19 protein-coding genes are annotated in these 20,108 nt (G+C 65.9%); 7 read left to right on the top strand and 12 right to left on the bottom strand.

Features of this window, described 5'->3' with window-relative positions; translation table 11 throughout:
* The first annotated feature begins 41 nt into the window (after positions 1–41).
* The 3 genes from IE92_RS0113020 to secA all read left to right on the top strand — a co-directional run bounded on the left by IE92_RS0113020 (position 42) and on the right by secA (position 4,539).
* The gene (locus IE92_RS0113020; RefSeq protein WP_030148941.1) at positions 42–578 is read left to right on the top strand and encodes a YagU family protein; all 537 of its coding nucleotides are present in this window, start codon (positions 42–44) and stop codon (positions 576–578) included.
* A gap of 216 nt (positions 579–794) precedes the next feature.
* Positions 795–1,448, top strand: a complete 654-nt coding sequence (gene hpf, locus IE92_RS0113015) for a ribosome hibernation-promoting factor, HPF/YfiA family (RefSeq protein WP_030148940.1) — start codon at positions 795–797, stop codon at positions 1,446–1,448.
* Between the two features lie 307 nt (positions 1,449–1,755).
* The gene (secA, locus tag IE92_RS0113010; protein ID WP_030148939.1) at positions 1,756–4,539 is read left to right on the top strand and encodes a preprotein translocase subunit SecA; all 2,784 of its coding nucleotides are present in this window, start codon (positions 1,756–1,758) and stop codon (positions 4,537–4,539) included.
* An 89-nt stretch (positions 4,540–4,628) separates the two neighbouring features.
* Here secA and IE92_RS0113005 read toward each other — a convergent pair whose 3' ends face one another.
* Positions 4,629–4,973, bottom strand: coding sequence for an Rv3235 family protein (locus tag IE92_RS0113005; protein ID WP_051701941.1), 345 nt, complete (start codon positions 4,971–4,973; stop codon positions 4,629–4,631).
* A gap of 527 nt (positions 4,974–5,500) precedes the next feature.
* Here IE92_RS0113005 and IE92_RS0113000 point away from each other — a divergent pair.
* Complete coding sequence (locus tag IE92_RS0113000) at positions 5,501–6,991, top strand: sensor histidine kinase (RefSeq protein ID WP_030148937.1); 1,491 nt, start codon at positions 5,501–5,503, stop codon at positions 6,989–6,991.
* Positions 6,992–7,065: 74 nt separating this feature from the next.
* Here IE92_RS0113000 and IE92_RS0112995 read toward each other — a convergent pair whose 3' ends face one another.
* From IE92_RS0112995 to IE92_RS0112970, 6 genes are read right to left on the bottom strand one after another with little or no spacing between them, the layout of a single operon-like run.
* Complete coding sequence (locus IE92_RS0112995; RefSeq protein ID WP_030148936.1) at positions 7,066–8,160, bottom strand: Gfo/Idh/MocA family protein; 1,095 nt, start codon at positions 8,158–8,160, stop codon at positions 7,066–7,068.
* Positions 8,145–8,834: a ThuA domain-containing protein gene (locus IE92_RS0112990; protein WP_030148935.1), complete on the bottom strand. Its 690-nt coding sequence runs from the start codon at positions 8,832–8,834 to the stop codon at positions 8,145–8,147. The genes IE92_RS0112995 and IE92_RS0112990 overlap by 16 nt, the downstream gene beginning before the upstream one ends.
* Positions 8,835–8,855: 21 nt before the next feature.
* A complete protein-coding gene (locus IE92_RS0112985) occupies positions 8,856–10,043 on the bottom strand; it encodes a Gfo/Idh/MocA family protein (protein ID WP_030148934.1) in 1,188 nt (395 codons plus the stop codon).
* A gap of 11 nt (positions 10,044–10,054) precedes the next feature.
* The gene (locus IE92_RS0112980; RefSeq protein WP_030148933.1) at positions 10,055–10,969 is read right to left on the bottom strand and encodes a carbohydrate ABC transporter permease; all 915 of its coding nucleotides are present in this window, start codon (positions 10,967–10,969) and stop codon (positions 10,055–10,057) included.
* On the bottom strand, positions 10,969–11,874 hold the full coding sequence (locus tag IE92_RS0112975) for a carbohydrate ABC transporter permease (RefSeq protein WP_030148932.1): 906 nt from the start codon (positions 11,872–11,874) through the stop codon (positions 10,969–10,971). The genes IE92_RS0112980 and IE92_RS0112975 overlap by 1 nt, the downstream gene beginning before the upstream one ends.
* A gap of 5 nt (positions 11,875–11,879) precedes the next feature.
* Positions 11,880–13,184: an ABC transporter substrate-binding protein gene (locus IE92_RS0112970; protein ID WP_030148931.1), complete on the bottom strand. Its 1,305-nt coding sequence runs from the start codon at positions 13,182–13,184 to the stop codon at positions 11,880–11,882.
* Between the two features lie 296 nt (positions 13,185–13,480).
* Here IE92_RS0112970 and IE92_RS0112965 point away from each other — a divergent pair, with 296 nt between their 5' ends.
* Entirely contained in the window at positions 13,481–14,500 is a 1,020-nt protein-coding gene (locus tag IE92_RS0112965; RefSeq protein WP_030148930.1) for a LacI family DNA-binding transcriptional regulator, read from the top strand.
* A gap of 73 nt (positions 14,501–14,573) precedes the next feature.
* On the opposite strand, the gene IE92_RS0112960 is transcribed toward IE92_RS0112965, so the two are convergent.
* Positions 14,574–15,605, bottom strand: a complete 1,032-nt coding sequence (locus IE92_RS0112960) for an NAD(P)-dependent alcohol dehydrogenase (protein WP_030148929.1) — start codon at positions 15,603–15,605, stop codon at positions 14,574–14,576.
* Between the two features lie 193 nt (positions 15,606–15,798).
* Positions 15,799–16,047, bottom strand: a complete 249-nt coding sequence (locus IE92_RS0112955) for a WhiB family transcriptional regulator (protein ID WP_030148928.1) — start codon at positions 16,045–16,047, stop codon at positions 15,799–15,801.
* A gap of 185 nt (positions 16,048–16,232) precedes the next feature.
* On the opposite strand from IE92_RS0112955, the gene IE92_RS17435 reads away from it, so the two are divergent.
* Positions 16,233–16,697: a hypothetical protein gene (locus tag IE92_RS17435; RefSeq protein WP_051701940.1), complete on the top strand. Its 465-nt coding sequence runs from the start codon at positions 16,233–16,235 to the stop codon at positions 16,695–16,697.
* A 102-nt stretch (positions 16,698–16,799) separates the two neighbouring features.
* Here IE92_RS17435 and IE92_RS0112945 read toward each other — a convergent pair whose 3' ends face one another.
* Complete coding sequence (locus IE92_RS0112945) at positions 16,800–17,705, bottom strand: DMT family transporter (protein ID WP_051701939.1); 906 nt, start codon at positions 17,703–17,705, stop codon at positions 16,800–16,802.
* Between the two features lie 59 nt (positions 17,706–17,764).
* Between IE92_RS0112945 and IE92_RS0112940 the strand changes: the two genes are divergently transcribed.
* Entirely contained in the window at positions 17,765–18,304 is a 540-nt protein-coding gene (locus tag IE92_RS0112940; RefSeq protein WP_030148925.1) for a MarR family winged helix-turn-helix transcriptional regulator, read from the top strand.
* Between the two features lie 150 nt (positions 18,305–18,454).
* Here IE92_RS0112940 and bcp read toward each other — a convergent pair whose 3' ends face one another.
* Together bcp and rsgA are read right to left on the bottom strand one after the other, a co-directional pair.
* Positions 18,455–18,934, bottom strand: coding sequence for a thioredoxin-dependent thiol peroxidase (gene bcp / locus IE92_RS0112935; RefSeq protein ID WP_030148924.1), 480 nt, complete (start codon positions 18,932–18,934; stop codon positions 18,455–18,457).
* 104 nt (positions 18,935–19,038) lie between these two features.
* Entirely contained in the window at positions 19,039–20,103 is a 1,065-nt protein-coding gene (gene rsgA, locus IE92_RS0112930; RefSeq protein WP_030148923.1) for a ribosome small subunit-dependent GTPase A, read from the bottom strand.
* Between the last annotated feature and the right edge of the window lie 5 nt (positions 20,104–20,108).

Below are 20,108 nucleotides of genomic sequence, written 5' to 3'. Positions count from 1 at the left end.
TACTGACGTAATTTTGGGGGTCAATATGTGTGGGGGAATCCGTGTTTAAGCTAACAAAGCCGCTCGCTCCGGTGGGCGCAATCATCCTGAAGAGCCTCTGGTTTGGCTTCATTGCCGGGATGATTTCCGGAATGGTGAAGATCGGATGGGAGGTCATTTTCCCGCCGCGCAGCATCGAGAGAAACGCGACCAATCCACCCCAGACGCTGCTTGAGCAGTTCGGGATGACCTCGGAGCAAACCCACTCCTTCGTCCTCTTCGGGGATCAGAAGGTCTTCTATGTGGCGCTGATCATCCACTTTGCCTTCTCGATTGTGTGCGCCATGGTGTACCTCTTCGCCGCCCAGTATTTGCCGATCACCTCGCTGTGGCAGGGCGCGGCCTTCGGGCTTGTGGTCTGGGTCTTCTTCCACCTGATTCTGATGCCGGCGATGGGAACGGTCCCCGCCGCCTGGAACCAGCCCTGGGAGGAGCACTTCTCCGAGGCTTTTGGGCATGCGGTGTGGGGCTGGGCGATCGCCGCCTGCGGGTTCTTCCTGGCCCAGAAAGACAGGTCCAAGACGCTGGTGAACCTGTAACCCGGGATCGGTTTGGGGCGGTGGCGGGGCGCAAAATGCGCGCCCTGCCGCCGTTTTTTGTGCGGATTCTCAGGCTCTGCCCGAACGGGGCACGCCCGGAAAACATCGGATCCAAGTTTTCTGATGACAAGTCTAGGAAAGGGGGCTACGGTGGGGGCTAAAGGCGTGAAAGGACCGCCGGGATCAACTGGTGGCACGCCCTGACTGGAGGTCCACATGGAAACCAACATCGTAGGATTTGGCCTGAAGATCACCGATCGTTTCCGTGACTATGTCGAGGAAAAGTCCGCCAAGGTCGAGCACCTGGCGGAAAAGACGATCTCGTTTGAGGTCAAGGTTTCCCGGCACAGCGATAAGTCCGGCCGTCGCGGCGAAGACCGGGTGGAACTCACCCTCGTGGGTCCCGGCCCGCTGGTTCGCGCGGAGGCCACCGGATCCGACCAATACGTGGCGTTTGACCTCGCCATGGCGAAGCTGATGGAGCGCATTCGCCGTTCGAAGGACCGCCGTAAGGTCCTGCGGGGCCGCGGTCGCACCTCGCTGCACGAGGCCAGCGCCGAGGGGTTTACCTCCATCGGTCTCGAAGCTGCCGGCGTTGATGTCCTGAACGCGGTTGCCACCGGATCCGTCCCCGTGATCGAGGAATCCGAAGAGGACGTGCCCTACAGCCCCGTGGTGATTCGCGAGAAGCTGTTCCCCGCCGAGTGGATGACCGTGGAAGAGGCGGTAGACCGGATGGAACTGGTCGGACACGACTTCTTCCTCTTCATCGATGCCCGCACCGACCGCTCCAGCGTGGTCTACCGCCGTAAGGGCTGGGACTACGGTGTGATCGGCCTGCATGAGGAAGCGGAAGCACAAGCCTCCTAGACACATCATCCGCCGGGGCACTCACCATCAGTGCGGTGTGTGTCGCCCCGCGGACCAGCGCCCCGGCCCTCTATAGGGGGCCGGGGCGCTTCGCTTTGGGAGAAATTTACTGTGTTTTCGGTCGAAATCCGCACCGAACACCGGTGTTGTTCCCCCGTCCCGATAACATAGACTTGGCCCTCGATGGTCCCATCGAAGGGTCGGCCGCACACACCGTGCGGAACTGCGCCCCGTCGACGATGGGTGGGCCGCACACCCGTGCGGACCCGCGCCCCGTCGGCGACCAAAGACAAGTGGAGAGCAAGTCGTGGCCTCAGTCCTGGAAAAAGTCCTTCGTGTTGGCGAAGGCCGAGTCATCAAAAAGCTGCAGAACCTGACCAAGGCGGTCAACGCGCTTGAGGAAGACTTCAACGGCCTGACCGACGAGGAGCTGCGCGAGGAGACCGCCGAGCTGCGCGGTCGCTTCGAAGCCGGCGAAACCCTCGACGACCTCCTGCCCGAGGCGTTCGCCGCCGTCCGTGAGGCCTCTAAGCGCACCCTGGGTCTGCGTCACTTCGACGTGCAGATCATGGGTGGTGCGGCCCTGCACCTCGGCAACATCTCCGAGATGAAGACCGGTGAGGGTAAGACCCTGGTCGCCACCCTGCCCGCCTACCTCAACGCCATCGCCGGCAAGGGTGTGCACGTGGTTACGGTCAACGACTTCCTGGCGAGCTACCAGTCGGAGCTGATGGGCCGCGTGTTCCGCGCCCTCGGCATGACCACCGGTGTGATCATCTCCGGTCAGACCCCGGCCGAGCGTCGCGAGCAGTACGCCGCCGACATTACCTACGGCACCAACAACGAGTTTGGCTTCGACTTCCTGCGTGACAACATGGCGTGGCAGTCCGCCGACCTGGTCCAGCGTGGCCACTTCTTCGCCATCGTGGACGAGGTCGACTCGATCCTGATCGATGAGGCCCGTACCCCGCTGATCATCTCGGGCCCGTCCTCAGGTGAGGCCAACCGCTGGTTCACCGAGTTTGCCCGCATCGCCACCAAGCTTGAGGCCGGCGTGGACTACGAGGTCGACGAGAAGAAGCGCACCGTGGGTGTGCTGGAGCCCGGCATCGAAAAGGTCGAGGACTACCTCGGCATCGACAACCTCTACGAGTCGGCCAACACCCCGCTGATCTCGTTCCTGAACAACTCGATCAAGGCATCCGCCCTGTTCAAGCGCGACAAGGACTACGTCGTGATGAACGGTGAGGTCATGATCGTGGATGAGCACACCGGCCGTATCCTCGCCGGTCGTCGCTACAACGAGGGTATCCACCAGGCCATCGAGGCCAAGGAGGGTGTGACCGTCAAGGCGGAGAACCAGACCCTCGCCACGGTGACCCTGCAGAACTACTTCCGTCTCTACGAGAAGCTCTCGGGTATGACCGGTACCGCCGACACCGAGGCCGCCGAGTTCATGTCCACCTACAAGCTGGGTGTGGTCCCGATCCCGACCAACAAGCCGATGCAGCGCATCGACCAGCCCGACCTGGTGTACAAGAACGAGCAGGTCAAGTTTGAGCAGGTCGCCGAGGACATCGCCGAGCGTCACGAGCAGGGCCAGCCGGTTCTGGTGGGAACCACCTCGGTGGAAAAGAGCGAGTACCTCTCCCGCCTGCTGGCGAAGAAGGGTATCCGTCACGAGGTCCTGAACGCCAAGAACCACGCCCGTGAGGCCGCGATCGTGGCCCAGGCCGGACGCTTCGGCGCCGTAACGGTGGCCACCAACATGGCCGGTCGTGGTACCGACATCATGCTCGGTGGAAACGCCGAGTTCCTCGCGGTGGCGAAGATGACTGAGAAGGGCCTGAGCCCCTCGGAGAACCCCGAGGAGTACGAGGCAGCGTGGGACGACGTCTTCAAGGACGTCAAGGCCGAGGTTTCGGTGGAGGCCGAAAAGGTCGCCGAGGCCGGTGGACTCTACGTGCTGGGCACCGAGCGTCACGAATCGCGCCGGATCGACAACCAGCTGCGTGGTCGTTCGGGCCGTCAGGGAGACCCGGGCGAGAGCCGCTTCTACCTGTCGCTGACCGACGACCTGATGCGCCTGTTCAACTCCGGTGCAGCCGAGGCCCTGATGAGCCGTGGGGGAACCCCGGACGATGTGGCGATCGAGTCCAAGATGGTGTCGCGGGCGATCCGCAGCGCCCAGTCGCAGGTCGAGCAGCGCAACGCCGAGATCCGTAAGAACGTGCTGAAGTATGACGACGTTCTGAACCGTCAGCGTGAGGCAATCTACACCGACCGTCGCCACATCCTCGAGGGCGATGACCTGCACGATCGCGTGGACACCTTCCTGGAAAACGTCATCGACGAAATCCTCGACGTGCACGTGCACGAGGGTAACGGCGACGACTGGGACTTCGACGCCCTGTGGGTCGACCTCAAGCAGATCTACCCCGTTGGTGTGACCATCGACGAGGTGATCGCCGAGGCCGGACAGCGTGGACGCGTGAACCGCGACTTCATCCGCCGCGAGATTCTCTCCGATGCCAAGGTGGCCTATGGTCGTCGTGAAGACCAGCTGGGCGAGCCTGCCATGCGTGAGCTCGAGCGTCGCGTGGTGCTCCAGGTTGTGGACCGCCGCTGGCGGGACCACCTCTACGAGATGGACTACCTCAAGGACGGTATCGGCCTGCGTGCGATGGCACAGCGCGACCCGCTGGTTGAGTACCAGCGCGAGGGCTATGCAATGTTCCAGCAGATGATGGGCCAGATCCGCGAGGAGTCCATCGGCTTCCTGTTCAACCTTGAGGTTGAGGTTGCCGAGGGTGCAACCGAGGCCGTGGATGGCGGGACCGTCGAGGTGACGGCGAAGGGTCTGGAGCGTAACGAGCCCGAGCAGCGCAAGCTCAGCTACATCGCCCCCAGCGAGGATGGCGAGGTTGAGGTGCGTGGTGCCGGCGGCCAGGTCAACCAGAGCGCCACCGCCAAGGCTCAGCGTGAGGCCGGCCCGGCCGGTCCCTCCGCCGCCAGCGCCACCGGCGGTGACCGCGGTGCGTTTGGTCAGCAGACCGGCGGCAACCGCGCGGATCGTCGCAAGAAGAAGTAGTCCGGGTTTCCCGGTTTCGGAATGCCGCTCACCCCTCGGGGTGGGCGGCATTCCGCGTTGTGCCGAACGACCGGCTCGATCGGGGCACGTTACAGGACATGCAGGACACTTGCCCGCCAGTGGGCGCCGTGTGTTTCCAAGCGAAGGACCACGGCCACCGAGGTGACCGGTCCGTGTGCGATGATCGTGGCCTCCACGCTGTCCACGGTCGGGCGGCAATAGTGCGGGGGACCGAGCCGGTAGGCCACATGTCGCTCGGACTGACCATGGGCAACCCGTCCCCGCCGCGCCAGCGTGGCCTGCCGTTCGAGCCCGGTGTACACCTCGGGGGTGAGCCAGCGAGCGAGTTGGCTCACGTCCCGCATGCCCGCCAGGGCCTCGAGTGCGGCGAGGGCGATGCGGGCGATCTCGACCTCGACCCCGGGCCGCAGCATCCGCGCCGGCCGCAGGGGCAGGTTCGGCCCGTGCGCATCCTTCGTGAGTCGAGGAGGGACGGGTGGGTCCTCGGAGAGTCGGGGCTGGGTCGACCCGTGCGCATCCTTCGTGAGTCGAGGAGGGCCGGGTGAGTCCTCGGTGAGCCGGGGCTGGGTCGACCCGTTCGTATCTTCCGTGAGCCGGGGAGGGCCGGGCGGATCCTCCGCGCGCCGGGCTGCACGCACGGGGGCACCGAACGCGGAGCCGAGCGGAACGAACGGGTGTGATGGGTGGTGGTGAACGGGCATAGACGTCTCCGATGGGTACCGATGCCGCCCGGATGCCGGGGAGCTCGAGCTGGTTAGCCCGGAACTGGCGGCATGGGGTTCCCATCCAAACAGGCGGCCGTCATACCTCGCGCACACCCGGTGCACACTGTGTATAACCCATCCAAAAACCCCACGGTGGAGGACGCCGAGCAGTATTCCGACGCGTGGAAACCGCGGGCCGTCACATCAGACAAGGCGCGGCATTCTAAACTGGGGGAATGTCGACTCTCAGTGACCTCATCCACCGTCAGGGCCTCGCCAGCGAAGAGGACATTGACTGGCTCCATATGCTGATCGGTGACGCCCAGCTGCTCGCCGACCTGGCGTTTGCGGACATCGTGATTTGGGCACCGACCGCGGACGGATCGTTCGTGTCCGTGTCGCATCACCGCCCCTCGAGCGCCGCGACGCTGTTCTACCGCGATGTGGTGGGCCAGCGGATCAAGCCGCAGTGGTCGGCCCAGGTGTCCGGGGCCTTCGAGGAGGGCAAGATCGTGGATTCCTCCTCGCCTGACTGGTACGAGGAGACCCCGACCCGCGTGCTCGCGGTCCCGGTCATGCGCCGGCTGAATCCGACCTCGGCCGAGAACGCGCCGCGCCCGATCGCCGTGCTGACCCGGCACACCAACCTGTCCGAGACGCGCACTCCGAGCCGTCAGGAGTTAACGTTCAACGAGTGCGCGGATGACCTGTTTGGCATGATCGCCGCCGGTGACTTCCCCGACCTGGGTGCCCCGAGCGGTCCGCGCCGCGGTGCCCCGCGTGCGAACGACGGCCTGATCCGTCTGGATGTGGAGGGCATCACGACCTTCGCGAGCCCCAATGCGCTGTCGGCGTTCAACCGGATGGGTTTCGTGGATGAGCTGGAGGGGGAGTCCCTCGCCGAGGTCACCACGCAGATCCTGCCCGGAAAGCAGGACATCGACGAGTCGTTGCCGCTGGTGGTGACCGGTCGCGCGCCGTGGCGCACCGACATCGAGGCGCGCGGGGTGACCGTCTCGCTGCGCACCATCCCGCTGCGCCACCGTGGGGAGCGGGCCGGCGCGATCGTGCTGTGCCGCGACGTCTCCGAGCTGCGCCACCAGGAGCGCGAGCTGATCACCAAGGATGCGACCATCCGCGAGATCCACCACCGGGTGAAAAACAACCTGCAGACCGTGGCCTCGCTGCTGCGCATTCAGGCGCGTCGTGCACGCACCGAGGAGGGGGCCGAGGCGCTGACCCAGGCCATGCGTCGCGTGTCCGCCATTGCCGTGGTGCACGATACCCTTTCCGAGGGCCTGAACCAGGCGGTGGACTTCGACGACGTGTTTGAGCGTGTGCTGATGCTGATCGCCGAGGTCGCCTCCTCACACAACACCAAGGTTCACCCGATCAAGACCGGCACCTTCGGGGTGCTCCCGAGCGAGTATGCGACCCCGCTCGCCCTGGCGCTCACCGAGCTGGTGACCAACGCGGTGGAGCACGGCCTGGCCGGACGCGAGGGCAAGGTCGAGATCGTGGCCCAGCGCGACGCCGAAAACCTCACCGTCCTGGTGCGCGACAACGGCGTGGGCCTGCCCGAGGGACGCGTGGGCGCGGGCCTGGGAACCCAGATCGTGCGCACCCTGATCCAGGGTGAGCTCTCGGGCCGGATCGACTGGCACACGGTGATGGGAGCCGGCACCGAGGTGACCATCGAGGTGCCCATGCGCTTCATCCGCGGCTAGCCGTACCGGTTTCGGGATACAGAACAACGGTCGCCTCCGAACGGAGGCGACCGTTGTTCCGTATCCTGCGTCGGTTAGGCGGTGACCGCCGCCGGGCGCTCTACCGTAGAAGCGATGGTGACCGCACTGCCCGAGTGGGCCGAGGTCAGCACCGATTCCATGATCTCCAGCACGTGCAGGGCCAGGTCGCCGCTGGCGCGCGGGGTCTGGTCGGCGGGGGTCGCGGCGAAGTCGTCCAGGCCGATGCCGCGGGAGGCTCCGGGGTAGCCAGCCGACACCGGCAGGGTCTCCCAGTCGTCCTCGCCCAGGCGGCGGATCCGCACGTCGCCCTCGAATCCGTTGGGGTCGGGGACGATCAGCGAGGCGGTTTCGCCGTGGATCTCGATGTTCGAGGACCGGGTGGCCACCGCATCGAAGCTCATGAACAGGGTCGAGAGGGCACCCGAGGCGTGGGTTAGGATCCCGGTCACATGCGAGTCGGTGGTGACCGGGATCACCTCGCCCGCGCGCGGTCCCGAGCCGATGGTGCGCTCGGCGCGGGTGTGGCTTGCGGCCCCGATCACCCGGGTGACCGGCCCGAGCAGGCTGACCAGCGCGGTCACATAGTACGGTCCCATGTCCAGCAGCGGGCCGCCGCCGGGCGCATAGTAGAAGTCCGGGTTCGGGTGCCAGCGCTCGTGCCCCGGGGTGACCATCGTGGCGCTCGCCGAAATCGGCCTCCCGATCAGGCCCGCATCCACCGCGGCGCGAGCGGTCTGCACGCCGGTGCCCAGCACCGTATCCGGCGCGCAGGCGACCCGGACGCCGGCGGCCTGGGCGGCGGCCAGAACCTCGACGCCCTCGGCGACGGTCGCGGTCAGCGGCTTCTCCCCGTAGACATCCTTACCCGCGGCAATCGCCCGCAGCGCGATGTCGGCGTGTGCCCGCGGGATGGTGAGGTTGAGCACCACGTCCACCTCGGGGTCGGCCAGCAGCTCATTCACCGTGAGAGCACGCACCCCGGGAACCGGGGCGGATTCGGCGACGCTGCGTGCACGATCCATGTCGAGATCGGCTACCGCGACCAGGCGCAGGTGTTCCAGCGTGGGGAAGCTCGCCAGGTACTGGCCGGCAATCGCGCCGACCCCGACGATCCCCACGCGGGTGGGGGAGATTACCGGCTGGCCCACAGCAGCCCCCGTTCGATGATCGTCTTCACATTGTCATCCTGCAGGATTTCCACCCGGTGACCGGGGGTGCTGACAAAGATGCGCCCCCGGCCCCACTGGCGGGTCCAGATGGCGGGGGAGGTGACCGGACGGGTCCAGGCATCCCACTCGCGCACCGCCTGCGTGGTCGTTGCCAGCACGTCGTTGTAGTCATCGGCGAGAACCCAGTACTGCTCGGTCACCAGGTCGAAGTCGGTAATCCCGGCAACGATCGGGTGATCCGCGGCCTCGGGCACGATGTTGATGGTGTGCGGCACATAGTTGTCGGACTGCTCACCGGTCAGGGTATCGGGATGGTTACCCGGGTGGCAGGCGAACTGGCCGCCGATCAGCTGCAGATAGTCGGAGTTGTTGCGGTAGGAGTCGGCGATGCCGCCGTGCCAGCCGGCGAGTCCGGTGCCGGCCTCCACCGCGGCGCGCAGACCCTCAAACTCCTCCTTCTCGATGGTGGTCATGGTGTTGCACTGCACAATCAGATCCACGGTGGCGAGGTAGTCGGCATCGGCATAGACGGCCGTGGATTCCTCGATCCGCACGGTATAGCCGTTGTCTTCGAGGAAGGGGATAAAGAGGTTGGTGGCCTCGACGGGCTGGTGTCCGTCCCAGCCGCCGCGCACCACGAGGGCGTTTTTCATGGGTGTACTTTCCTTTGGGGGTTACCGGGAAACCGGGGTATAGATGCTGTGATCGGCCGAGCTGCGTTCGACCGCGTCCAGCACCCGCTGCACGCCGAGGGCGTCGCGGAAGGAGGGGGTGGGGGACGTGCTGGCACCGATCGCGGTGACCAGGTCCACCACCTGGTGGGTGAAGCCGTGCTCGTAGCCCAGGCCGTGTCCGGCGGGCCACCAGTTGGCGGTGTAGGGGTGGACCGGCTCGGTCACGATGATGCGCTGGAATCCCTGGGTGTGGGCGGGTGCCGTGCCGTCGAAGAATTCCAGTACGTTCATGTCCTCGAAGTCGAAGGCGAGCGAGCCCAGCGTGCCGTTGATCTCCAGGCGCACGGCGTTCTTCCGCCCCAGCGCGAAGCGGGTGGCCTCGAAGATGCCCACCGTGTTGTCGGTGAAGCGGGCCGTAAACAGGGCCGCATCATCCACGGTCACCTCGGCGTACTCGCCGTCGGTCGCGCCGGAGCCTCCGAGGCCCACGTGTTCGCCGCCCACCGGGCGACGGGTCACAAAGGTTTCCAGCATCGCCGAGACCCCGGCGATATCGGTGCCGGTTACATACTGGGCTGCATCGATGATGTGGGCACCGATGTCCCCGAGCGACCCCGACCCCGACTTGGTTTTGTCCAGCCGCCAGGTCATCGGGGCGTTCTCATCGCTCAGCCAGTCCTGGAGGTACTGGGCGCGCACCTGGCGCACGGTCCCCAGGCGTCCCTCGGCCACCAGCTGGCGGGCCAGGGTCAGCGCCGGGGTTCGACGGTAGGTAAACCCACACATCGAAAAGACCCCGCGGGATGCGGCGTCTTCGGCGGCCGCGGTCATCTCCTCGGCCTCGGCCACGGTGTTGGCCAGCGGCTTTTCACACAGCACGTGCTTACCGGCGGCGAGGGCTGCCAAGGCGATCTCGCGGTGGGTGTCCCCGGGGGTGCAGATGTCGATCAGGTCGATATCGTCACGCTCGATCAGCTCGCGCCAGTTCGTGGTCGACTCGGCCCAGCCGTACTTGGCCGCGGCGGCCTCGGTGGATGCGGGATTTCGACCGGCGATCACCGCGAGCTCGGGGGTGAGCGGCAGATCAAAGAACCGGGGGGCCGTGCGCCAGGCGTGCGAGTGCATGGCACCCATAAATGCGTGCCCGATCATGCCGACCCGCAGGGCGGGCGGGGGAGTGGTGGTCATGGTGTCCCTTCCTATTTTCCGAATCCGGCGGTGAGGCCGCTGAGCAGCTGGCGGCGACCGACGAGGTAGAGCGCCAGCAGCGGCAGCGTCGAGAGAATGACGCTGGCCAGGATCGCCGGGATGTTGATGGTGAACTCGCCCTGGAACGCCCAGAGCGAGAGCGGCAGCACCCGGTTGTCCGGGCTCTGGGTCAGCACCAGGGGGAATAGGAATCCGTTCCACACCTGCAGCCCCTGGTAGATACCGACGGTCATCAGCGCGGGCTTGGTGAGCGGGAGGGCGAGCCGCCACAGCATCTGCCAGTGCGAGCAGCCATCCAGCCGCATCGACTCGAACAGCTCGGTGGGGACGTTGCGCATGAACGTGTTGAGGATGATGACCGAGAGTGGAATCGCAAACGCGATCGAGGGCAGGATCAGCGCGAGCAGCGAATCGTAGAGACCGGCCTTGGAGATCATGAAGTAGATCGGCACGATGGTCGCCTGGATCGGAATCGCCAGCCCCAGCAGGAACAGCGTGTTCGCCCCGTTGATGAACCTGCCCTTACCGCGCACCAGCGCATAGGAGGCCATAAACGACACCAGCAGGATCGGGATCACCGAGCCCACCGTGACCACGGCCGAGTTGATCAGGTAGCGCACAAACTGGTTTTCCAGGACCAGCGCGTAGTTCTCAAAGGTCGGGTTGGTCGGGGGGAGCAACGGGTTGGTGGAGAAATAGTCCGACTGCTTCTTGAGGCTCGTGATGACCACGTAGTAGACCGGCAGGATGATGATGGCCAGCCACACCCAGCCACCGAGTCCGGCCAGGAAGTTGGGCCGGCCCACCCCGCGGGAGGCCTCGGGGGACCGGCCGGCCGAGGCGGCGCGCGGGGTTGGGGCGCTCGCCGCGGTGCGAGGTTCGGCGCGGGTTTGGGTGGCGGTCATTATGCTCCCTCGGTCTGGTTGGCGCTGCGATCCTTGCCACCCAGACGCTGCAGCATGAGTGCCAGCAGCAATCCGATGACCACCAGGATCACGCCGAGTGCGGCGGCCGCCCCCATGTCGTTGGAGCGGAATCCGGTGAGGTACATGTGCAGCGGCAGCAGGCGGGTGGAGTATCCGGGACCGCCGGCGGTGAGGATGAAGATCAGGTCAAAGTAGGTCAGCGAGCCCACGACCATCAGCGTGGAGGAGGTGATGATCGTGTACTTGAGCTGGGGCAGGGTGATGTGGAAGAACTGGGCGATGGTGCCCGCCCCATCCAGACGCGCGGCCTCGTACATGCTGGCGGGAATCTGCCGCACTGCACCCTGATAGATCAGCGTGTGGAAGGGGACAAACTGCCAGGCGATCACGAAGATCACCACAAACAGCACCAGGTCGGGGTTGCCGAGCCAGTCCTGCGCGAGGGCGGGGATGCCCAGGCCCGCACCCAGACCGAAGTTGGGGTCGAGCAGCGCCTTGAAGGCGATGGCCACGGCCGCCGAACTCAGCAGCAGCGGGATGAAGTAGAACACCGCGAGTAGCGCGCGGTAGCGCTGCTTGCCGGCCACGAAGGCGCCCAGCAGGATGCTGATCGGGGCCTGCACAATATAGGAGAACACCATGATCTTGGCGGTGACCACCAGCGCGTTGCCAGTGACCGGGTCTACCAGGACCTTGGCCCAGTTGGCAAAGCCCGCCCAGGTGATCGCCCCGATGCCGTTCCAGTTGGCCAGGCTCAGCGCGATCACGCCGACCAGCGGCACCACCGCAAAAATGACAAAAAAGACCAGGGCCGGGGCCACGAACCACCCCGAGGGGCCCGCGTCGTGGGCCCCTCGGTGACGCTTGGAAGTGATGAGCGTCATGATGGTTACTTACCCAGGGTCTTGTTCATGTTGGTGGCGAACTCCTCGGGGGTGATCTTCTTCAGGAAGATCTGGTCCAGGTGGGTCAGCATCGCGTCGCCCTGCACCGACGGCAGTGCCTGGTCCCAGGAGAGCTGGAAGTGCGGCGCGTTGGAGGCCAGGTTGTAGGTGAAGGTGAGGAAGTCGGCGTCCTCGCTCTTCTTGAGCTGGTCCTCGACGCCGGTGACCACGGGGACCGAGCCGGTGTCGATCAGCTGCTTGGTGTACTCGGCGTCAAACATGCCGTCCTTGAGGTACGCCAGGGCCGCCTTCTTCTGCTCGGGGGTGGCCTTGGAGGAGATCGACCAGAAGTTCGAGGGGTTCCCCACGATGTTCTTGGGGTCGCCCGTTCCACCCGCCACGGTCGGGAACGGGGCGAAGCCGAGGTTGTCATCTTTCACGAACTGCGGGGCGTCGGTCTTGAAGGTCGGGTACGCCCAGGCACCCTGCATCAGCATCGCGGCCTTTCCGGTGTGCAGCAGGGCGCGGTCGGCTCCGGAATCGGCGGCGATCGAGGAGAAGCCGTTCACAAATCCGCCGGCGTCCACGAGTTCCTGGATCATGCTGAGTGCCTTGATGATGGCCGGATTCGACCAGGCGCCGGGCTTGCCATCGATCACTGCCTGGAAGACCTCGGGGCCGCCGATGCGGTCGGTGAGGTACTGCAACCACATCAGGTTGGGCCACTTGGACTGACCGCCGAGGGAGAACGGGGCGATGCCCTTATCGTTGAACACCTTGACCAGCTTCAGCAGATCATCCCAGGTTTTGGGCGGAGTCACTCCGGCATCGTCGAAGACCTTCTTATTGAAGTAGATCATCACCGGGGTGTTGGCCCCATTGGGCAAACCGTAGGTTTTGCCGTCCACCTGCCCGGTGGCGAGCACCGACTGCAGATAGCGTTCGGAGACCTCGGGGTTCTCCTTCAGGAAGTCGGTCAGGTCTTCAACCTCGCCCGCCTCGACGTAGTCTCGCAAGACTCCGCCGCCCCATCCGTAGATGAATGTGGGACCCTCACCCGCACCGATTGCGGTGCGGACCTTGGTCTTGAAGGCGTCGTCGGCAAACGAGTCGATCTTGATGCTCTCGTCTTCGTGGGCGGCGTTCCAACGGGAAACCGATTCCTTGATGATGGGTTCGGTGGCCCCCGAGATCGTCCACATGGTGGCCGATCCCTCGGGGACGGCGTTTCCGGCTGAACCGCAGCCGGTCAGGGTGAGGGCGAGGATGGCGGCTCCCGCCACCACGCTCGTCAGGGTACGTCGCTTCATGAGTGCTCCATTGCTTTCTCCGCGGCGCCAGTGCCGGGATCTCGAAACTCGGACTTTGCGGTTTTGCCGAGGCAAAACGGCTGAGGTCGAACCTGAAGGGTGTTCCACCACCATCTTCGAAAACTTTTCGCAATTATTTAGGTGGAATACAGGTACTTTAGCCAGACGCTGCGGAGAAGGTCAAGGGTATTTGTTGGATAATTCGCGAAATTAATGCGTGGCGTTCCGTTTCGAGGGTCGGGGACGCTAAGCTGCGAGGCACCGAAAGATTTTCGACGATCGGATCGAGGAGGCCCATGACTCATAAACGCGCAACGCTCGCGCAGGTAGCGGCGCAGGCCGGCGTCTCGATGGCCACGGTGTCCAAGGTCCTCAATGGCCGCGACGACGTGGCGGCCGCCACCCGGAGCCGCGTTCAAGCGGTCATTGATGAGGTGGGATATGAGGCCCCCGGTCGTCGCCGAGAGGCCCCCGCGGGTCCGCGCCTGATCGACTTTGTCTGCGAGGAGCTCGATAGCGACTACGCCCTCGAGGTGCTGCGCGGGGTGGTCGAGGCGGCGAGCGAGATCGACGTGGATATCGTGGTGTCCCAGGCGCGCACGGACCGGGTGGACAGCGGCGCATGGGCGCGCCGCCTCGCCGACGCCGGGCGCACCGGCATGGTCCTGATCACCTCGCGGATGACCGTGGCCGAGCTGGCGGAGTTTCGTCGCCTGGGGATGCCCGTGGTGGTGGTGGATCCCTTCAGCCCGATCGATGAGGGTTTTGTGAGCGTGGGCTCGACCAACTGGGCCGGCGGCCGCGCGGCAACCGATCACCTGGCCGACCTCGGGCATCGGTGCATCGCCTACATCGGCGGCCCCGAGGTCGCCGAGTGTCACGTGGCCCGGTTGCACGGCTACCTCGCCTCCCTGCGCGCCCACGGCATCGAACCGCGCGCCGACTATGTGATCCCCGGAACCTTCCACCCCGAATCCGGGGTGGCTGGTATGGCCGCCCTGATGGATTTGGCGGAGCCTCCCACGGCGATCTTCGCCGCCAGCGACAGCATCGCCGTGGGGGTCTTCGAGGAGGCTGCCCGGCGCGGGCTGCGCATTCCCGAGGACGTCAGTGTGATCGGGTTTGATGGGACCGCGCTTGGGCTGCGCACGATCCCGCCGCTGACCACCGTCGCCCAGCCGCTGCGCGATATTGGTCACGCGGCCCTGCGCCTGGTGCTCGAACAATCCCGCGATGGGTTGCTGGATTCGCACCATATGGAACTCGCGACCACGCTGATTCCCCGCGCGTCCACGGCCGAGCCCGCGCGGGGGTAGCCCGGCCCGCGCGGCCTCGCCCCGTTTGGCTCGGTGGCGAGGCCTCCCGTCGGACAGCACCCCGGCCCGCGTCCTAGCGTCCCGGGTAGACCACGGTCTTGAGCGCGGATTCCCGGGTGCTGGCATCCAGTGCGGTTTCAACCTCGGCGAGGCCGTACTTTCCGGTGACCAGACCATCGAGATCCACCTTGCCCGCGGCAACCAGGTCGATGCCCAGCGGCCAGGTGTTGGTGTAGCGGAAGATCCCGGTGACGATCAGCTCGTTGTTCTGAATAACCGACACCGGCAGCGTCATTTCCGGCGTGCCCAGGCCCACCAGGACCACGCGGCCCGAGGGGCGCACGGCGCGAATGCCCGAGGTGACGGCGGCGGTGGCACCCGAGGCATCCACGAAGGCATCGACCCCGAGGGTGCTGACATCCTCCTCGCGCGGATCGAGCACCCGGGTCGCCCCAAAACGCAGGGCCTGTTCGCGGCGGCTCTGGCTGAGGTCGCTCACGATGACCTCGAGGGCCCCATAGGCACGGGCGACCTGGGCGATGATGACGCCGATCGGTCCGGCACCGGCGATCAGTACCCGGGAGCCCGCGGTGAATCCGGCCTTGCGGGCGGTGGCGATCCCCACCGAGAGGGGTTCGATCAGCGCGGCGGCCTCATCGCTCACCGAGTCGGGGACGTCGTGGGCGAAGTGGGACTGGATCACCGCGTACTCGGCAAAGGCCCCGTCGATCGGCGGGGTGGCGTAGAACTCCATGTGCGGGTCGAGGTTGTAGTTCCCCTCGAGGGTTTCGCGGGAGGTGGCGCTGGGTCGCTGAGGCTCGATCGAGACCCGCGATCCGATCCGGGCGGGATCCACGCCCGCACCCACCGCGGCGATCACGCCGGCGGATTCGTGACCGAGGATCATCGGGGCATCCACCACGAAGTCGCCGATGCGCCCCTCGTGGTAGTAGTGCACGTCCGAGCCGCAGATGCCCACGGCGGAGATCTTGACCAGCACCTGGTCGGGGTCGAGGTGGGGGAGCGGGCGCTCCTCCAGGGTGATCTGGCGGGCTGCCTGGAGCACGCTGGCGCGCATGGAGTTGGGAAGCTGGGTCGTCGACATTGAGGATCCTGACGGGACGGGACACATTTGTTGTGTCAAACGGTAAATATCGTTACTGGGTACGATACCCCGCCGAGGCGCTCAGCGATAGCCCCGATTATTCGATTCCGGGCACGCAAAAACGCCCAGGATTATGTGGGGAGAAATCCTGGGCGTTTTTGTGAAAAATCTGGTGCGGGGAGATCCTTGCGGATTAGGAGGCGCGGCGTGCGCGAGCGGCACGACGCTTCAGTGCGCGGCGCTCATCCTCGGAGAGGCCACCCCAAACGCCCGAGTCCTGACCGGTCTCCAGCGCGTACTGCAGGCACAGCTCGGTGACGTTGCAACGACCGCAGACCGTCTTGGCCTTCTCGATCTGGTCAACCGCCGGTCCGGTGTTTCCTACCGGGAAGAAGAGTTCCGGGTCGGCTGTCAGGCAGGCAGCTTTATCGCGCCAGTCCATGGGGGTGCTCCTTTTTTGAATACGGTTCCCAACCAGCTAAGGTCGGTGTGAGGGGATCGTACCGAGTCTCAGAGGTCGCGAAACAATAAACGCGTTGGTGCCCACGACCCTGTGAGCGGCGACTCGGCCTCAAATATGGTCGCATATTGGTCACCACAGCGCAAGAGTTTTCTAAGGGTTTGTCCATGTCTCAGTCCGACGATACCGATCGTTCATCCGTCCCCGCCCCCTCCGGCGTGCACCCCAACCTGCGCTGGCTCAGTGTGATCCTCGGACTCGAGGCGCTGGCGATGATCCTGGTGACCGGCTGGCTGGTGGTGGACCTGTTCACCCAGCGCGCCACCTCGATGCCCACCGCGATCGCGCTCACCGTGCTGGTGGCCGCCGGTGCGCTCTGGGTGGTGTCCCTCTTTATTGCCTCGCTGCGTCTGGCGCGCTGGGTGCGGGCGGGTGCGCTGATCTGGCAGGTCCTGCAGCTGGCGATTGCCGTGGGGGCCTTCCAGGGCGAGACCGCGCAGCCGCTCGCGGGCATCGCGATCCTGATCCCCTCGGTCATCGCGATCGCGCTACTGCTCTCCAAGCCCGTCACGGCGGTGCTGCGGCATGAGGATCCCGACGAAGAGGCCCGCTACCGCAGCCAGCGCCGCTAGCGCGTCCCTGTGATCGCCGAATCGGCGGATGCCCCGTCTCGTTGCTCCGTCGATGGTGTGGTCATGGTCATGATCGGTGCGGACCGGTTTGTGCCCGCCTGATTAGCGCGTGGTGCCGGGTAGTCGCTCGTGCCGGGTATTGTTCCGGCGTGCCCGGAGGCGGTCGACGATCGGCTGCCCCAGCACGATGCCCACCAGAATCAGGACCAGCCCGAGGATCTGCTGTGGGGTGAGTGATTCGCCCGCCAGAACGGTGCCCAGGAGGACGCCAACCACCGGGTTGAGCAGGCCGATCAGGCCCACGCTCCCCGCGCTGAGGTGCTTGAGTCCGGTGAACCAGGCGGTGTAGGCGAGTGCGGTGGCGAGGATCGAGACGTAGCCGAATCCCCACAGCATGTTCGGGGTGAGAGTCGGGGGCGCGCCCTCGAACAGGGCCGCCGCAACCAGCAGGACCAGGCCCGCGGCGATCAGTTGCCAGGCGGAGAGCGAGAGCGGATCCACCTGCCCGGCCCAGCGCTTGGCGAGGACAAAGCCGAACGCGCTGAGGACCATGGCGGCCACCGAGGCCAGGACGCCGAGCGGGCTGATCGCGCCGCCGCCCCCACCCAGCATGATCGCGACGCCGGCGAGCCCGAGAATGGCCCCGACCACCGCGATGATCTTCGGGCGCTCGCGGATCAGTGCCCAGGCGACCAGCATCATCACGATCGGGCCGGTCGCCATGATCGTGGAGGCGATGCTGGTGGGCAGGAGCTGGGCGGCGACGTAGACCAGGGCGAAGAACGCCCCCATATTGATCGTGCCCAGCACGAGCGAGCGCCACCACCAGGATCCGCGCGGCAGCTTCCGGCTGATTGCCAGCAGGATCAGGCCCGCGGGCAGCGCGCGAATGGCCGATCCCCAGAGCGGGGAATCGGCGGGTAGCAGGTGCGCGGTGACGTAGTAGGTGGATCCCCAGAGGATCGGCGCGATCGCCGTGATCAGGATCCAGCGCAAATTAGTTTCCATGGAAGATACTGTAACACTTTCCATGGAAACTATCTCCGGTTCTGGGTTAGGCTGGAGACATGACTTTTCCCGAGACCCCGGATCACGTCGACCGGATTCAGGCAGCCTGGGCCGCCGAGCGCCCGGACCTCGATGTCTCCCCGCTCGGCGTCATCGGAAGACTGCACCGCGTGGGCAGCTTCCTGATGGTGGACATCCTGGCCAACTACGCGCGCTTTGGTCTCGGCGAGGGTGACTTCGACGTGCTCGCCACGCTGCGCCGCGCCGGCACCCCATTTGAGCGTTCGCCCTCGGATCTCGCCCACAACACCATGGTGACCACCGGTGCGATGACCAAGCGGGTGGACCGGTTGGAGCGTGCGGGCCTGATCACCCGGCGGACGGCCGAGGGCGATGCCCGCGGACGGGTCATCGCGCTCACCCTCGCGGGCAAGGAGCTGATCGATGCGGCCTACACCGCGCATGTGGCCGAGGAGCAGCGTCTCCTGGCTGGACTGGATGCGCAGGATCGCGCGGATCTGGAGCGCATCCTGAGCGGCTGGCTGCGCCGGATCGAGGCCGAACGGACGCCGGACGCGGGCAGTACCGAGCCCGAATAACAAAAATCGTCGCCGCCCGGTAACCGCCCGAATAACAAAACCTCGTCGCCGGAACCTGCCGGCACAGCAAAACCTTGTCGCCGCAGCCTGCTAGACGCAACAAAAACCGGGCCGATCATTCAGATCGGCCCGGTTTTGTGTGTGCGGCACTTAGGCGTCGATGCCGAGCTTCTTGCGCAGGCTGGCCACGTGGCCGGTGGCCTTGACGTTGTACCAGGGCAGGGTGACCACGCCGTTTTCATCCAGCACCACGGTGGAGCGGATGGTGCCGAGGATGATCTTGCCGTAGTTGTTCTTCTCGCCGTAGGCGCCGTAGGCCTGGTGCACCGCGAGGTTCTCATCGCTCAGCAGCGGGAAGGGCAGGTGGTCGCGCTCCTGGAAGGTCTTGAGCTTGCCGGGCGCATCCTTGGAGATGCCGATGACCGTGTAGCCTGCGGCCCCGAGCGAGGCGATGTTGTCGCGGAAGTCGCAGGCCTGGGTGGTGCAGCCCGGGGTCATTGCGGCGGGGTAGAAGTAGAGGATGACCTTCTTGCCGCGCAGATCGGCGAGGTGAACGGGCTGGCCGTCCTGGTCGAGCAGGGTGAAATCGGGTGCGGTGTCGCCGAGTGCGAGACGAGGATAATCGGTCATGTCATAAGCCTACCCAGCACGGCCGACGGATTCGAGCGTGGGGTGTCGCAGACACGAAACGGGGCCGGGGAGTCTGTGCTCCCCGGCCCCGCCCCGTGTGCGTCCTAGCTCTCGGGCTCGGCGCGCTTGGCGAAGGTTTTCAGCAGGCGCTGCAGCGAGTCCAGGCGGGCGGGACCCGCCTCACCCAGCTCGCCCGAGGCGGCGGCCGCGGCGATCGCGCAGTCGGGGGCATCCTCGAGGTGCGTGCATCCGCGCGGACAGGTGTCGGCCACCTGGGCGAAGTCGCCGAAGGCTTTGAGGATGTTATCGGTGTTGATGTGGCCGAGCCCGAAGGAGCGCACACCCGGGGTGTCGATGACCCAGCCCGCACCCTCGGAATCGGAGATCCGGTAGGACACCGTGGAGGAGGAGGTGTGTCGACCGCGCCCGGTCACCGCGTTGACGTGCCCGGTGGCGCGCTGAGCGCTGGGAACCAGTGCGTTGACCAGCGTGGACTTACCCACACCGGAGTGGCCCACAAACACGGTTGAGTGGCCGCGCAGGGCCGCATGGATCTCCTCGAGCGGCATCGAGTCGGTGCGGCTGGTGAAGACCGGGATGTCCAGGCCCACAAAGTTCGCCAGGAACTCCGCCGGGTCGGCCAGGTCGGTCTTGGTGACCACGAGCATCGGGGTGACCCCGGCATCGTAGGCGGCGATCAGGTAGCGATCCACCAGGCGGGCGCGCGGCTCGGGATTGGCGGCGGCGACAACGATCAGCATCTGATCGGCGTTGGCCACGATGATCCGCTCGACCTCGTCGGTGTCATCCGCCGAGCGGCGCAGCAGCGTGCTGCGCTCCTGGATGCGGACGATCCGGGCCAGGGTTCCGTCGTCCCCGGAGAGGTCACCCACGAGGTCCACCCGGTCGCCGGCGACGATGCCCTGCTTGCGCAGCTCGGAGGCGCGCGAGGCGGTGATGGTGCGCTCATCGGCACCGTTCTCGTCCACCATGACCTGGTAGCGGCCGCGGTCTACCGCGACGATCCGCCCGGTCTGGGCGTCGCTGTGGCTCGGCCGCACCTTGGTGCGCGGACGCGTGCCCTTGCGGTTGGGTCGGGTGCGGATCGAGGACTCATCGATGTAGTCATCGTCCTCATCGGGCCCGGAAACCTCATCCCACCAGCTCATGCGCG

Origin of the sequence: Mycetocola saprophilus (assembly GCF_000718085.1) — a bacterium.
GTDB lineage: Bacteria > Actinomycetota > Actinomycetes > Actinomycetales > Microbacteriaceae > Mycetocola > Mycetocola saprophilus.
The sequence above is the reverse complement of the archived record's forward strand: the minus strand, read 5'-3'. Positions and strand labels throughout refer to the sequence as shown.